The organism is Cupriavidus necator A5-1, from assembly GCF_000744095.1.
Lineage (GTDB): Bacteria > Pseudomonadota > Gammaproteobacteria > Burkholderiales > Burkholderiaceae > Cupriavidus > Cupriavidus necator_A.
The window spans coordinates 2,839,516-2,853,417 of the sequence record NZ_JQLI01000008.1 but is presented as its reverse complement, the minus strand read 5'-3'; the positions used below and the strand labels follow the sequence as shown (position 1 = coordinate 2,853,417).

General features: G+C 64.7%; 14 protein-coding genes. 10 read left to right on the top strand and 4 right to left on the bottom strand.

The annotated features are described in order from the left end of the window. Positions 1 to 39: 39 nt before the first annotated feature. Complete coding sequence (locus K307_RS37150) at positions 40 to 1,011, bottom strand: Bug family tripartite tricarboxylate transporter substrate binding protein (RefSeq protein WP_230626308.1); 972 nt, start codon at positions 1,009 to 1,011, stop codon at positions 40 to 42. A gap of 159 nt (positions 1,012 to 1,170) precedes the next feature. Here K307_RS37150 and K307_RS37145 point away from each other — a divergent pair, with 159 nt between their 5' ends. The 8 genes from K307_RS37145 to K307_RS37110 all read left to right on the top strand — a co-directional run bounded on the left by K307_RS37145 (position 1,171) and on the right by K307_RS37110 (position 10,031). Then, positions 1,171 to 1,911 carry a GntR family transcriptional regulator gene (locus tag K307_RS37145; protein WP_042886092.1) on the top strand — a complete coding sequence of 247 codons (741 nt, stop codon included), beginning with the start codon at positions 1,171 to 1,173 and terminating at the stop codon, positions 1,909 to 1,911. A gap of 101 nt (positions 1,912 to 2,012) precedes the next feature. Beyond that, positions 2,013 to 2,912 (top strand): LysR family transcriptional regulator, encoded by a 900-nt coding sequence (locus tag K307_RS37140; RefSeq protein WP_051975347.1) that lies wholly within the window; start codon positions 2,013 to 2,015, stop codon positions 2,910 to 2,912. A gap of 105 nt (positions 2,913 to 3,017) precedes the next feature. Beyond that, positions 3,018 to 4,208 (top strand): CaiB/BaiF CoA transferase family protein, encoded by a 1,191-nt coding sequence (locus K307_RS37135; RefSeq protein ID WP_042886091.1) that lies wholly within the window; start codon positions 3,018 to 3,020, stop codon positions 4,206 to 4,208. Then, positions 4,205 to 5,113: an HpcH/HpaI aldolase/citrate lyase family protein gene (locus tag K307_RS37130; RefSeq protein WP_042886089.1), complete on the top strand. Its 909-nt coding sequence runs from the start codon at positions 4,205 to 4,207 to the stop codon at positions 5,111 to 5,113. Before K307_RS37135 ends, K307_RS37130 begins: the two co-directional genes overlap by 4 nt. A 61-nt stretch (positions 5,114 to 5,174) precedes the next feature. Next, on the top strand, positions 5,175 to 6,149 hold the full coding sequence (locus tag K307_RS37125) for a Bug family tripartite tricarboxylate transporter substrate binding protein (protein WP_042886088.1): 975 nt from the start codon (positions 5,175 to 5,177) through the stop codon (positions 6,147 to 6,149). A gap of 250 nt (positions 6,150 to 6,399) precedes the next feature. Next, positions 6,400 to 7,356 carry a D-2-hydroxyacid dehydrogenase gene (locus K307_RS37120; protein ID WP_042886087.1) on the top strand — a complete coding sequence of 319 codons (957 nt, stop codon included), beginning with the start codon at positions 6,400 to 6,402 and terminating at the stop codon, positions 7,354 to 7,356. Between the two features lie 36 nt (positions 7,357 to 7,392). Further along, positions 7,393 to 8,877 carry a pyruvate kinase gene (gene pyk / locus K307_RS37115; RefSeq protein WP_063771731.1) on the top strand — a complete coding sequence of 495 codons (1,485 nt, stop codon included), beginning with the start codon at positions 7,393 to 7,395 and terminating at the stop codon, positions 8,875 to 8,877. After that, positions 8,874 to 10,031 carry a glycerate kinase gene (locus tag K307_RS37110; protein WP_230626306.1) on the top strand — a complete coding sequence of 386 codons (1,158 nt, stop codon included), beginning with the start codon at positions 8,874 to 8,876 and terminating at the stop codon, positions 10,029 to 10,031. The genes pyk and K307_RS37110 overlap by 4 nt, the downstream gene beginning before the upstream one ends. A 34-nt stretch (positions 10,032 to 10,065) precedes the next feature. Here the strand turns inward: K307_RS37110 and K307_RS48275 are convergent, their stop codons facing one another. After that, the gene (locus K307_RS48275) at positions 10,066 to 10,380 is read right to left on the bottom strand and encodes a hypothetical protein (RefSeq protein WP_155301334.1); all 315 of its coding nucleotides are present in this window, start codon (positions 10,378 to 10,380) and stop codon (positions 10,066 to 10,068) included. Between the two features lie 167 nt (positions 10,381 to 10,547). Continuing rightward, positions 10,548 to 11,969 carry an aldehyde dehydrogenase family protein gene (locus K307_RS37105; RefSeq protein ID WP_042886085.1) on the bottom strand — a complete coding sequence of 474 codons (1,422 nt, stop codon included), beginning with the start codon at positions 11,967 to 11,969 and terminating at the stop codon, positions 10,548 to 10,550. A gap of 101 nt (positions 11,970 to 12,070) precedes the next feature. On the opposite strand from K307_RS37105, the gene K307_RS37100 reads away from it, so the two are divergent. Next, on the top strand, positions 12,071 to 12,994 hold the full coding sequence (locus tag K307_RS37100; protein ID WP_042886083.1) for a LysR family transcriptional regulator: 924 nt from the start codon (positions 12,071 to 12,073) through the stop codon (positions 12,992 to 12,994). Positions 12,995 to 13,142: 148 nt separating this feature from the next. Here the strand turns inward: K307_RS37100 and K307_RS37095 are convergent, their stop codons facing one another. Beyond that, on the bottom strand, positions 13,143 to 13,352 hold the full coding sequence (locus tag K307_RS37095; RefSeq protein ID WP_042886082.1) for a hypothetical protein: 210 nt from the start codon (positions 13,350 to 13,352) through the stop codon (positions 13,143 to 13,145). Positions 13,353 to 13,501: 149 nt separating this feature from the next. Between K307_RS37095 and K307_RS48270 the strand changes: the two genes are divergently transcribed. Next, positions 13,502 to 13,753: a hypothetical protein gene (locus K307_RS48270; RefSeq protein ID WP_042887907.1), complete on the top strand. Its 252-nt coding sequence runs from the start codon at positions 13,502 to 13,504 to the stop codon at positions 13,751 to 13,753. Positions 13,754 to 13,902 lie beyond the last annotated feature (149 nt).

The window sequence follows — 13,902 nt, the reverse complement described above, 5'->3', positions numbered from 1 at the left end:
AGGCCCCGGGGGAGGGGGCGCTGAATGCTTGCGCAGGCGTCAGTCGACAGTGGCACCGGAGTCCTTGACCACCTTTCCCCATTTCGCAATCTCGTGGTTCAGGAACGCGGCGAACTGGGCGCGGGTTTCATCTCCCGCCGGTGTGACGGCCAGTTGTTCGAAGCGCTGACGCAGCGCGGGATCGGCCAAAGCCTTGCGGATGGCGGCATTCAGCTGATCCAGGATCTCCACCGGTGTCTGCGCAGGGGCGGCGACGCCGAACCAGCCAATCGCCTCGAAGCCGGGATAGCCCTGTTCCGCGACGGTGGGGATGCCCGGCAGGAAAGGCGAGCGCTGCGCTGAAGTCACGGCAATCGCTTTGAGCTTGCTTGCCTTGATCTGCTGAAGTGCCGAGGGGACGGAATCGACCAGGATGGGAATCTGGCCGCCGATCACCTGCGTCTGCGCCTCAGCCGCGCCTTTGAAGGGCACGTGGTTCAGCTTGATGCCGGTGGTCGTGCGGAACAACTCCATGGTGAGGTGCTGGGTCGAGCCATTGCCGGACGACGCGTAGTTCAGGTCGCCTTTGCCTGCCTTCGCAACGAACTCCTTGACGGTGGAGAATCCGGCGGACGGATTGGCGAGCAACACCTGCGGCGTGTTGCCGAGGCGAGCCACGGGGGCGAGATCACGTGCCGGGCTGTAGGGCAGGCGTGGATACATCGCCGGGGCAATCGCGTAGGGCCCATTGCTGACCAGCACCAGGGTGTAGCCATCCGGTGCCGCTTTGGCCGCGACGTCGGCGCCGAGCGTGCCGCCGGCTCCGGGCCGGTTTTCGATGACGAAGCCCTTGCCAAGGGACTTGGTGAGCTGTTCGCCGATCAGCCGCGCGAGGATGTCGCCGGATTGTCCGGCGGGGAATGGCACGACGATCCGTACCGGCTTGCTCGGGTAGCTGTCGGCGAGCGCCAGGCCCGGGGCGGCGACTGCCAGGCATGTCGCAGCTAAAGTCAGCAGGCCCAGGCTTTTCAATCCTCTCATCACGTGTCTCCAGTCCTGCACTTGGGCAGGTGTGTCTCGGTCTTCATTGGTACGTACCAATTGATTGGTGCGTACCAATATAAGTTTGAGTCGCGGCCTGGTCAAGTACAATTGACCCGTCTGAACAGGATTCGATCGGCAAGGGAAGTTATGGGGGCACGCTACGCGGAAGTGGCGAGGAAGATCGTCGGTGACATCTCCTCCGGCAGGATTGCAGTGGGATCGCAGCTTCCCAGCGAAGTGGAACTGGCTGGCCAGTACGAAGTCAGTCGCGCCACGATCCGGTCGGCGCTGACCGTGGTGGAGAATCTTGGCCTGATCTCGCGGCGCCGGCGCGCCGGCACCAGGGTCGAGAGCGCGCAGCCAACCACGAACTACGCAGGGTCGGTGATGACAGTCAGCGACCTGGTGCAATACGCCGCCGAAACCGAACGGCATGTCCGGACGATCAGCGAGGTGGTCTGCGACGATGCCCTGGCGCATCGCCTGGGCTGCCGCCCAGGTCAGCGCTGGTTGAAAGTGCAGATGCTACGAACCGAGCCCGGGCCCAAAGGGCGGGCCATCTGCTGGACCGATGTCTATCTGGAGCCGTCGATCGGTCAGGCGATACGCCGCAAAGTCCGTCAGGCGCACGGCCTGATTTGCGACATGATCGAGGAACAATGCGGCCGCTTTATCGTGGAGGTACGACAGGCCATCCGCGCAGTCCTGATGCCCGACGACAAGGCCCGTGAGCTCGCCGTAGCGCCCCAGTCCGCCGCGTTGGAGATCTGCCGGCACTACTTCGACCAGACCGGTGATGTGCTGCAGATCACCTTGAGCGTTCATCCCGGCGATCGCTTCGAATACGGTTTCGCGTTGCGACGCGATGGGGCGGCGAAGGCCGAGTAGGCCAAAGCGCAGGGGTCCTGCGGCCAGCCCACGATATGGCCCTCCATGGTTTATCCTCTGCGCTGGCTGCTTACCAACCCATCTATCACCGGGCATTCACAGTGCGTATCGATCCCACCACCCTGACCATTTTCCTGACGGTCGTGGAAGAACGGAGCCTCGCGCGGGCGGCAGAGCGGCATTTCATGGCCGCCTCTGCAGTCAGCAAGCGCATCAGTGACCTGGAGGACGTGCTGTCCGCACGCCTTCTTGACCGGCACAGCGGTGGGGTGCGCCCGACCGCGGCCGGCCTAGAGCTGGTGGCGTACGCCAAAGGCATCGTCGATCTGTTGGGCCGGCTGCGCGCGGACATGAGCCGTTACAACGAGGGCACCAAAGGCGACGTGCGCGTCTTCGCCAACAGTACGTCGATCGTCGGCTTCCTCGGCAGCGATCTGCCGGCGTTCCTGCGGCGCTACCCGGAGGTGGAAGTCCGCCTGGAGGAATGGAGCAGCCCGTACATCGTGCGGTCGCTGAAGGACGGACTGGCTGACGTCGGCCTGTTCTGGGCCGATACCCCGCATGCGGGGTTGGCAACGGTGCCTTACCGTTCTGCCCGGCTTGTGGTGGTGGTGCCTGCCGGCCACCCGCTGGCAGGCAAATCCGGAGTTTTCTTCGGCGATACCCTGGACTACGATCACGTCGCCTTCCATGAGGGCAGCATGCTCTACCGGCTGGCGGAGCAGGGCGCGGCTGCGCTGCAGAGGTCGATCCGGACACGGTTGCAGGTCACGAGTTTCGACGCCATGCGGACCATGGTGTCTGCGGGCGTGGGGCTTGGCATCATGTCCGACGTGACGGTTGCTGCGCAGCACAACAGCGGTGGGCTCCATGTCGTACCCCTGCTGGATGACTGGGCCTCGCTGGCAATGCTGGTCGGATATCGGGACTTTGCCGAGCTGCCGCGCGCCGCGCAGCTCTTCGTCGAGGGCCTGTCGCCGTCCGGCGCAGCGTCCGCCTGAGCCGGCCATCACAATCAGGAACGGCCGCCATCGAAATCCAATAATTTACGGCCGCGCCACAGTTGCGGACACTAGCTACTCGAGCAACGAAACGGCTGGCGTCCCATGAATCTCCCCCTGACCGGTATCACCGTAGTAGCGCTGGAGCAGGCCATTGCGGCCCCTCTGGCCACGCGCCACCTCGCGGACTGGGGCGCACGTGTCATCAAGGTCGAGCGCCCGGGTTCCGGCGATTTTGCCCGGGGATACGACAAGGTCATGCAAGGCATGTCGAGCCAGTTCGTATGGGTCAACCGCACCAAGGAAAGCGTGGCCCTCGACATCAAGACCGAGGAAGGCCGGCGCGCGCTGGATGCCCTGCTCGGCAAGGCCGATGTCTTCCTGCAGAACCTGGCGCCCGGAGCGGCCCGCAAGCTCGGCCTGGACGCCAAAAGTCTGGTGGCGCGTCACCCGGCCCTGATTGCCTGCGATATCTCCGGCTACGGCTCGACCGGACCGTTCCGCAACAAGAAGGCCTATGACCTACTGGTCCAGTGCGAGACCGGCTTCCTGTCGATCAACGGCACGCCCGAGGCGCAGGCCAAATGCGGGCTCTCCATCGTCGATATCGCGACCGGCATGTATGCCTTGAACGGGATCCTGATGGCGTTGTACCGGCGCGAGCGCACCGGCAGCGGCACGGCGTTCGAAGTCTCGCTGTTCGACAGCATGGCGGAATGGATGAGCTACCCCGCCTACTACACGCGCGACAGCGGCACGCCGCTTGCGCGCGCGGGCGCGCGCCACGCCACTATCGCACCGTACGGCCCCTTCAAGGCGGGCGACGGCAAGGCGGTGTTCTTCGGCATCCAGAACGAGCGCGAATGGCAGGCATTCTGCGCGCGCGTGCTGGAGGATCAAGCGCTGGCTTCGGACCCCCGTTTCAGCGCCAACCCGCAGCGCCTTGCCAACCATGAGGCGCTCGAGGCCATCATCACCGACCGGTTTGCCGGATGGTCGAGCGCCGAGGTCGCAGAGAAGCTGGAAGCGGCGTCTATCGCGAACGCCAGCCTGAATGACGTGGCCGAGTTCCTGCAGCATCCGCAATTGCACGAGCGCGGGCGGGTTCAGGAAGTTTCCAGCCCGGTCGGGCCGCTCCATGTCTTCAAGCCGCCCCTCATCATTGATGGGATCGAACCGGTCATGGGACCCGTCCCGGCGATCGGCGAACATACCGGTGCGGTACTTGCCGAACTTGGCCTGGAAGCGGCGCAACCGGGTGGGACGAATGCCCGCGCATATGGGAGCGCACAATGAAAGTCACCCGGACTTACCTGGCCGTGCCGGCCCACCAGGATCGGCTGGTGGCTTCCGCAGCGCGATCCGGGGCCGATGCCGTCTTCCTCGACCTGGAAGACGCGGTGCCGGAGTCGATGAAAGCCGCCGCGCTGACGGCCGCTATCGAGGCCCTCAACGGGCTCGATTGGGGCGACAAGGTAGTTGTCGTGCGCGTGAACGGGGCAGGGGAGCAGCAGCGCAAGGAGATCCAGGCGCTGGTGGAACGCTGCGGCCGCCTGAATGCCGTGTTGCTGCCGAAGGTCGAGTCCGCGCAGGAGATCGCCCAGGTGCAGGCCCAGCTCGACGGCACCACGGTAGCCATCGAGGCGATGATCGAAACCGCGAAAGGCCTGGTCTTCTGCGAGCAGATCGCCGCGGCTGGCGGCAATCTCGAAGCCCTGCATTTTGGCGTCGGCGATTTTGGCGCATCGATCGGGGCAAAGGGCGTGGAAATCGGCCTGTCCCATCCGGGTTATGCCATGACCTCGCGCACCACGGAGGGCTACGCCGACACCCCCCTCGATATGTGGGCCTATCCGATGATGCGCATCCTGGTGGCCGCGCGCGCGTTTGGCCTGCGTGCGATCGACGGGCCTTGCGGTGCCTTCCGTGACGCGAGGCTGACCGAATCCAGCGCGCTGAAAGCCGCGGCGCTCGGCTATGACGGCAAGCAGGTCATTCACCCGATGCAACTGGACAGCACGAACCGCGCCTTTACCCCCACCGATGATGAATTCGAGGCCGCGCAGCGCGTGGTGGCAGCGCTGGCCGATGCCGAGCGGGAGGGCCGCGGAGCGGTGCAGCTCGACGGCAAGCTGGTCGACTACGCCAATATCAGGATGGCGATGAAGGTCGTCGGCATGCGTGGTCGAGCCGGCGCGTAGCCATCCATCACCCAATCAACCGGCCACCACAGATGGCCGGAATCCACCCAGGAGACTCAGTATGAAACGACGGTTCCGGACGGCACTTGCGTGCCTGGTATTTGGCACTTCCCTTGCCCAGGCAGCGCCCGCCAGCGATGCCTATCCTTCCAAGCCGGTCACGATCGTGGTGCCACAGGCGCCGGGCGGGACCAACGACATCGTCGGGCGCATCCTGGCCGCGGCGCTGTCGCAGTCGACCGGCCAGCAGTTTATCGTCGACAACCGTCCCGGGGCTGGCGGCAATATCGGCAGCCAGTACGCCGCCAGGAGCAACCCCGACGGCTACACCGTCCTGCTGACGATCAGCAGTACCCAGGCGATCAATCCGGCGGTGTACAAGAAAATACCGTTCGATCCCGTCAAGGACTTTGAACCCATCGCATTGGTCGCCAGCGTGCCCAACGTGCTGGTTGCCAACCCGTCGTTCCCGGCATCGTCGATGAAGGAACTGATCGAGCTGGCAAAGCGCAAGCCGAATGAGTTCCGCTACGCCTCGGCCGGAAACGGCTCGCTGAACCACCTGCTTGGCGAGATGCTGAACAGCATGGCAGGCATCTCGCTGGAACATGTGCCGTACAAGGGCATCGGGCCTGCGCTCAATGACCTGCTGGGCAACCAGGTTCCGCTTGCCTTCGCCAGCCTGCCGTCGGTGCTGCCGCACATCAAGGCCGGCAAGCTGAAGGCGCTCGGGATCAGTTCGGCCAGGCGTTCCAGCGCGGCGCCGGATATTCCGGCGATCAGTGAAACCGTGCCGAACTACAGCGGGGATCTCTGGGTAGGCCTGTTCGCCGTGCGCGGCACGCCCAAGGATGTCACCAGCAAGCTGACGGCGGCCGTGGACAAGGTGCTGGACGACAAGGCCGTCCAGGACAAGCTCAAGGCGCAGGGCGCCGAGCTGCCGCGGGCCACGCCTCAGCAACTGTCGGCCATGCTGAAGTCCGACATGGACAAGTGGGCGAAGATCGTCAAGGCGTCTGGCGCCACCGTCGACTGAACCACGCCGCCGCCACGCCGGGCCGACGCGGCGCCTGGCGTGGCCACTGTCCCTTTCCATTTGAGAAAGGAAGGTGGAGAAAGCCGCGGTTCCATCTCGGCCCGCCTTCCCCTCATCATGTCTGTAGCGCGGCAAGCGGGTGGTTCCACGCCGCCCGTCGACCGCCGCTCGCCGATACACAGCCAGTGGGATGACTCGTGTCGCACATCGGCACGCTGCCTGCAGACCACCAAACCTCGAAGTGATGCCAATGAAGATCGTATTCCTGGACCGTTCCACCATCTCGCCGCAGACCACGCTGCGAGCGCTGCCGTTCCCGCATGAGCTCGAACTCCACGGAGAAACGGCTGACGAGGACGTCGCCGCACGCATCGCCGGCGCGGACGTGGTCATCACAAACAAGGTGAAGCTGGATGCCCGGCAGCTCGAGCAGGCACCGAACCTGAAGCTCATCGCCGTCGCCGCCACCGGCACGGATATCGTCGACCTGAAAGCCTGTGCCGCCCGCGGCATCGTCGTATCCAACATCCGCAACTATGCCGTCCATACGGTGCCGGAACATACCTTCGCCCTGATCTTCGCGCTGCGGCGCAGCCTGGCGGCCTACCACGATGCAGTCAGGCGCGGCCGCTGGCAGGAATCCGGGGCCTTCTGCTTCTTTGACTACCCGATCAAGGACTTGCACGGATCGGTGCTTGGCATTATCGGCGACGGCGTGCTCGGCCAATCGGTGGCCCGGATGGCGAGTGCGCTGGGCATGAAACCGCTGTTTGCCGCCTACAAGGGACGCCAGGATATGGGTCCGCTCTACACGCCATTCGAGGAAGTGCTGAGGCGCAGCGACATCATTACCTTGCATTGCCCGCTGGTGGCGCAGACACGCAACGTGATCGACTCGGCCGAGTTCGCGCAGATGGAACGGCGTCCGTTGCTGATCAACACCGCGCGCGGTGGGCTGGTCAACGAAGCGGCGCTGGTGGAAGCGTTGCAATCCGGGAAGGTGTCCGGGGCCGGGTTTGACGTCGCGACGCAAGAGCCGCCCGGCGCGGATCACCCATTCCAGCAACTGAAGGATGCGCCCAACTTCATCCTGACGCCGCACGTGGCATGGGCGAGCGACGAGGCAGTGCAAGGCCTGGCCGACCAGCTGATCGACAACATCCGTGCCTTCGCGCAGGGCACGCCCAGGAACGTCGTCGCCGGGTAGGAGCACCGTTCGTCAACCAACAAGCTGAGCTCTCTGATGAGACGATTTCGCAAGGCCAAGATCGTTGCCACGCTGGGACCCGCCAGCGCCTCCGCGGACGCCATCCGCGCGCTGTTCCTCGCCGGCGCGGATGTCTTCCGTTTCAATTTCAGCCACGGCACGCACGACGCCCATCGTCATACCTATGACGTAGTACGGCAAGTGGAAAAGGAGGTGGGGAGGCCGATCGCCGTGCTGGCCGACCTGCAGGGCCCCAAGCTCCGCGTGGGGATGATGGGCCAACCCAGCATGCTCGAGGAAGGACAGCGCTTTATCCTGGACCAGTCTGAGGAACCGGGCGATGCATCGCGGGTCTTCCTGCCGCATCGGGAGTTGTTCGACTGTGCCGAGCCAGGAAGAACCCTGTTGCTCGACGACGGCAAGCTCCAGCTGCGTATCGACGCAGTCGAGCCGGCGAGACTGGTGACAACCGTTGTCACCGGCGGCGCGCTGTCATCGCGCAAGGGCATCAATGTGCCGGATGCCGTGATCCCCATTCCCGCGCTGACCGACAAGGATCTTGCCGATCTGGATTTCGCCCTGGCGCTCGGCGTGGACTGGGTAGCGCTGAGCTTCGTGCAGACGCCGGACGATGTGGCCGCCGCGAAGCAGCGGATCGGCGGCAGGGCGGCAGTCATCGCCAAGCTCGAGAAGCCGTCCGCAATCGAACATCTGGAAGCGATCGCCACGCTGTCTGACGCCGTCATGGTGGCCCGCGGCGACCTCGGCGTTGAATTGCCGCCTGAACGCGTGCCGGCGGTGCAGAAGCGGATCTCCCGCCTGTGCCGGCAGCTGGGCCGTCCCGTGATCGTTGCCACGCAGATGCTCGAATCCATGATCTCCGCGCCGGTACCCACGCGGGCAGAAGCGTCGGATGTGGCGAGCGCGATCTATGACGGCGTTGACGCCGTCATGCTGTCGGCCGAGTCCGCCACCGGGCGCTATCCGGTCGCCGCGGTCACGATGATGGATCGGATCATCCGCGAGGTCGAGAGCGATCCTCTGTACCGGAACATCATGGATGCCCAGCAGGTGGCCCCGCTTGCCAACCGGCAGGATGCGGTATGCGGCGCGCTGCGCGACATCACCCGCACCGTTGGCGCCAAGACCACCATCGCCTACACGTCGTCCGGCGCAACCACGCTGCGCGCCGCGCGCGCGCGGCCACAGACGCCAATCGTTGGCGTGACGCCGTCGATCGAGGTTGCGCGGCGCATCAGCCTGGCATGGGGCATTCACGCGGCGGTAAGTCCTGACGTCCGGGATGTCGACGAGATGGTCGCTGTTGCCAGCAGCGCCGCGGTGGCTGAAGGCTTTGCCGCCGAAGGCGAGGAAATCGTGATTGTGGCAGGGATGCCGTTCGGCATGCACGGTTCGACCAATTTGCTTCACGTGGCAAAGGTGACGGCACCGCGCCGCCCCGATGCCGTGACGGTTCACAACGAGCAGGCGTTCGCCAACGAAGGATCGATCTCACAATGATGGAAACAGCAGCGCTGAAGGTTCTGGTTGCCCCTGACTCGTTCAAGGGCAGCCTTTCCGCCACCGAGGTGGCTGACCGCATCCGCGCCGGCATCCGCCGCGCTGTTCCTCGTGCCGACGTTACCCTGGCACCGATTGCCGATGGCGGCGAGGGGACCGCCGAGGTCCTGGCGGCCACGCTGCCGGGCGTCTGGGAAGAGGTGATCGCCACCGACGCCAACGGCGCGCAAAAGCCGGTCCGCTACTTCCGCGGCCACACGCCGGAGTTTGGCGAACTCGCGATATTCGAAGTGGCTGAAGTGGTCGGCCTTCCGTACGCACTGGTGGAGCCGGGGCAACGCACGACCAGGGGGATTGGCCATGTCATCCGGGCGATCGCGGATCGGGGTGTCGATACCATCGCGATCGGGCTGGGCGGATCTTCCACCAATGACGCGGGCGCCGGCCTGCTGGCGGAAACAGGCTTCCGCTTTACCGATGCGGAGGGCAACGCATTGTGGCCAACCCTGGATACGCTGGACGTGATCAGCGGCGCAACCTGTCAGCGGCCTGCGCAGCTCGGCCGCATCCGGCTGCTCGGCCTGTCGGACGTCAACAATCCGCTCTGCGGGCCAAACGGCGCGACCTTTGTCTTTGGCACGCAGAAGGGCGTGCAAGACCTGGCCGCGGCTGATGCAAGGCTGGAACGGTTTGCGAAGCGATGCGTGGCCACTGTCGGGGAGGATGTTGCCGATGCGGAAGGCAGCGGCGCCGCCGGCGGCATAGGCTTTGCGCTGCGCTTGCTTGGCGCAGAGATTGTGTCCGGTGCGGCGTTTGTACTGGGCGCTGCCGGTCTCGATGCAGGGCTCGGCGCGTTCGACTGGGTCATCACCGGCGAGGGACGGTCCGATGCGCAGACGATGATGGGGAAGGGGCCTGCGATGATCGCGCGGATGGCGCGCGAGGCTGGCGTGCCGGTAACGCTGCTCTCCGGCGCCGTCGAGCCCGATGCCGGCTTGGCTGAAGCCTTCGATGGGTGTATCTCGATCCAGCAGGGGCCGGTATCGATCGGCTTTGCGATGGAGAATGCGGCGGCGTTGCTTGAGGATGCTGCATTCCAGCTTGCGAGGCTTTACGTCGCCGCGAGGCAGCAAGGACATCGCCCGGGCGTATAGCAGAAAAGCAGGAAACCGAAAGGAAAACGGTTCTTCACAGATTACCGGGGAAGGCCGCCCGGATCTTGAGGACGAAGTAGTGAGCATCGCGAAAGCTATAGGCCATGCGTTTGATCACCTTGACATGCACGGCGCTGACGCTCCGGCCACAGCCACGCAAACTATAGCCTTCCCAGCAGCCAAGCTGCGCCGTAACATCGCCTAAAGCCACCGCTACCTTCCCGTCACCGTTATTGTTGCCTGGCAACGATAACAGCGGTGACGGTGGGATTCTGGGATGATTTGCTAGGAAAGGGAAAAGGCCGAGTCGGCCATCTACAGGCGTTGGCCCGTAGTTGCGCAGTGCCATCCGAACGGCGGCTCCGCTCAGACAACGGACTTTCGCGCTGCGACCGCGAACGTTGCATTGTCGGCGTAAGCAGCCCACGCGGCACGGTTACCAACTGTCCTCCACGCGCTCTGGCAGTCCTCCTTGCAGCCCGGTGAGTCGCTTCAGCGAGCGTTTGGGTTGCGCGATCACGAAACAGTGAGAACGGCCTTCGGCTCGAGAAAAGCCTCGAGCCCAAACGTGCCGTACTCGCGGCCGATACCAGATTGCTTGAAGCCGCCGAATGGCGCGGCTGGTTCGTGTGCCAGCGCGTTGACTAGTACTCGGCCCGCTTCGATTCGCCGTGCGAGCGCGCGCGCACGCTGATCATCCGCCGAGAACACGTACGCTTGCAAGCCGTAATTGGTGTCGTTGGCGATAGCGACCGCATCTTCTGTATCGCGGTACGTGATAATCGACAGCACAGGACCGAAGATCTCTTCGCGGGCAATCGCCATGTCGTTGGCCACATCGCTGAAGACGGTCGGACGCACGAACCATCCTGCGTCGATGCCATCTGGGCGGCCTTCGCCTCCCGCGATCAGGCGCGCGCCTGAGTCGATGCCGATCCGTATATAGCGCTGCACGCGTTCCCACTGCTTTTGGCTGACCATTGGGCCGACAGTCGTCCGGGGATCGCGCGGATCGCCTGCCTGCGTGCGCGCCACTTCTTGCTGCACCCTCGCTTCGAATTCCGCGAGCCGCTGCTGCGGCACCAGAATGCGCGTGCCCGCGATGCACGCCTGGCCGCTATTCATGAAGCCGGCCTGAATCGCGAGTGGTACCACCTCGTCGAAGTTCGCGTCGTCGAGCACGAGTACCGGCGACTTGCCGCCAAGTTCAAGCGTCACGCGCTTCAACGTCTCGGCGCCCGCGCGCAGAATCGTCTTGCCGACCGCGGTCGAACCGGTGAACGACAGCTTTGCGACATCCGGATGAGAACTGATTTGCGCGCCGACCGTTTCGCCGCGTCCCGTCACGATGTTGAACACGCCCGGCGGCAAGCCGGCTTCGTGCAACGCTTCGGTGACGATGCGCGTCTGGATCGCGCTCATCTCGCTTGGCTTGATGACGGCCGTGCAGCCCGCAGCCAGCGCGGTGGCAAGCTTGCCGCAGATGAAGCCCGCGTTACTGTTCCACGGCGTAATTAGACCGGCGACACCTAGCGGCTGCATCACGACCTCAGCAGTACCCGCGCGACGCGTGAACGCATAGTCCTGCAGTACCTTCGCCGCTTCGAGCAGCACCTCGCTCGCGTGCTGCGCCATCCAGCGACCGCGCGATACGGGCGCTCCATATTCCTCCGTGATTGCTTCGTACAGCTCGTCCTCTTTGGCGACGATAGCTTCGTGTATGCGCCTGAGCATGTCGATGCGCTCGCACTTACTGGTGCGGGAAAACGCGGGAAACGCGCGCTTTGCGGCGGCGATCGCATCGCGCGCGTCTTGCGCATCGGCGAGCCGCGTCCGGCCGATTACCTGCTCGGTCGCCGGATTGACGAGGTTGAACAGTTCGTCGCCGTGCGGTGTGACGAACGCGCCGTCGATATAAATCTTGTCGATGATCTGCATGGCTGCTACCAGAAAAGGTTCCAGACGACGAAAGATAGACCCCGATGCATTCCGCTGACTAGTCGTACAATACGGCATGTGCCGTTGAAAAATTTGGGACAATGAACACCTCGGGCTTGGGCGAACTGGAGGCGGTGCTGGCCGTCGCGCGTCATCGCAGCTTTCGCGCGGCCGCGACGGATCTGGGCATGTCGACGTCTGCGCTCAGTCATGCGGTGGCGGCGCTCGAAGCGCGTATCGGCGTACGGCTCTTCAATCGCACGACACGCAGCGTGTCGCTGTCAGAAGCCGGCGCGCAGTTCGTCGACAGCGTCGCGCCCGCACTCTCGGCTATTCGCGGCGCGATCGAACAGGCGGGCAGCTTCCGCGACACGCCATCGGGCACGCTGCGCATCAATGCGTCAACCGGCGCGGCCAGGCAGGTGATGCCGCTCTTCATCGAATTCCTGCAGCGCTATCCGGAGATGAAGCTCGATCTGGTCACCGAAGGGCGCCTGATCGATATCGTTGTCGAAGGCTTCGATGCCGGCATTCGTCTGACCGAAACGGTGCCGCAGGAAATGATCGCGGTGCCGTTCGGTGACAGGCAGCGCTTTGCCGTGGTCGGCAGTCCCGCCTATTTTGCGCAGCAAAAGCCGCCGCGCACACCTGCCGATCTGAACGCACACCGCTGCATCCGCTCACGCATGCCGAGCGGCGCGATATATCAGTGGGAGTTCGAGCGGCACGGCGAAACGTTGCGTATCGACGGCAAAGGCGCGCTGACGCTCGACGAGCCGGGCCTGATGCTGGCCGCGGCACGTGCCGGTCTCGGTCTTGCGTATCTGACCGAATGGAACGTCGCCGCGGATCTGGAAGCTGGCACGCTGGTTCGCGTGCTGGACGATTGGACGCCCCCGCTCGACGGCCTCTGTCTATACTATCCGGGCCGCCGCCACGTGCCGGCCGGACTGCGTGCACTGATCGACATGATCCGCGAACACGCCGACGCGCGGCGGGCGCGCCGTCAGCGCAGGTCTGCATAGGGGACGGAGCCCGGCGCACGGACCTGGTGCGGCGTTACGAGGTACGGACGACCGATGCGCCCCCAAAGCTGCCGTTTACCTGATGAGACGGCGAACGGCGAAGAGGCGGCCCGAACCGCCGCCATCTCCTTCAACGATATGCCGAGGCTCAATGGCGCTTGCGCTTGGGGGCCGGCTTCCTGGTTGTCAGCGCATCGGCCCAAAACGTCATCACCTGCTTCGTCCCTTCCGTCATTGCGTTTGAAGCCTGACGCTTGCCTTCCGCCGTCATCCGGCCGCGTGTCGCGCCGGCGATTCGGTTGGCATTGCTGAGCCACATGCTCATGAACGGATTCTTCTTGTTCCAGGGGTTCTTCATAGCGTTTTCCGGGTGCGATTGCAATGAATGGAGTGCTCTGGACCGCAGTCGTCAGCCGCCGCAGCCGCTGACGATGGCTGCGGCGACTGAACCCTTCAGCTCACTGGCATGGGAGCCGGGAGTTGGAGGCCGGGACGTCAGGGGCGTCCTTGCCCGCCTTGCCCGCCCTGTCCGCCTTGCTGCCCACCCTGTTGACCGCCCTGTTGACTACCCTTGTCGCCAGGCTGTTGGCCACTCTGGCCGCCTTGCTGCTCGCGCTGGCCGCCGCGCTGGTCCTGGCCGCCTTGCTGACCACCTTGTTGGCCCCCTTGCTGGCCCCCTTGCTGGCCCCCTTGCTGGCCACCTTGCTGGCCACCTTGTTGCTGCTGCTGATTAGCCTGTTGCTGCTGATCCTGTCCTGATTGCGGTTGCTGTGCCATGGTGCGCTCCGATCGCGGCTGAATGCCACATCCCCGGTGCGCAAGGGCCGTACCAGGGCGACGACCGCCACGTCAAAGCAACGCCGCTGGGAGTAATCGCCGACCTGTGAGGCGCCACCATGGCCGGGAGT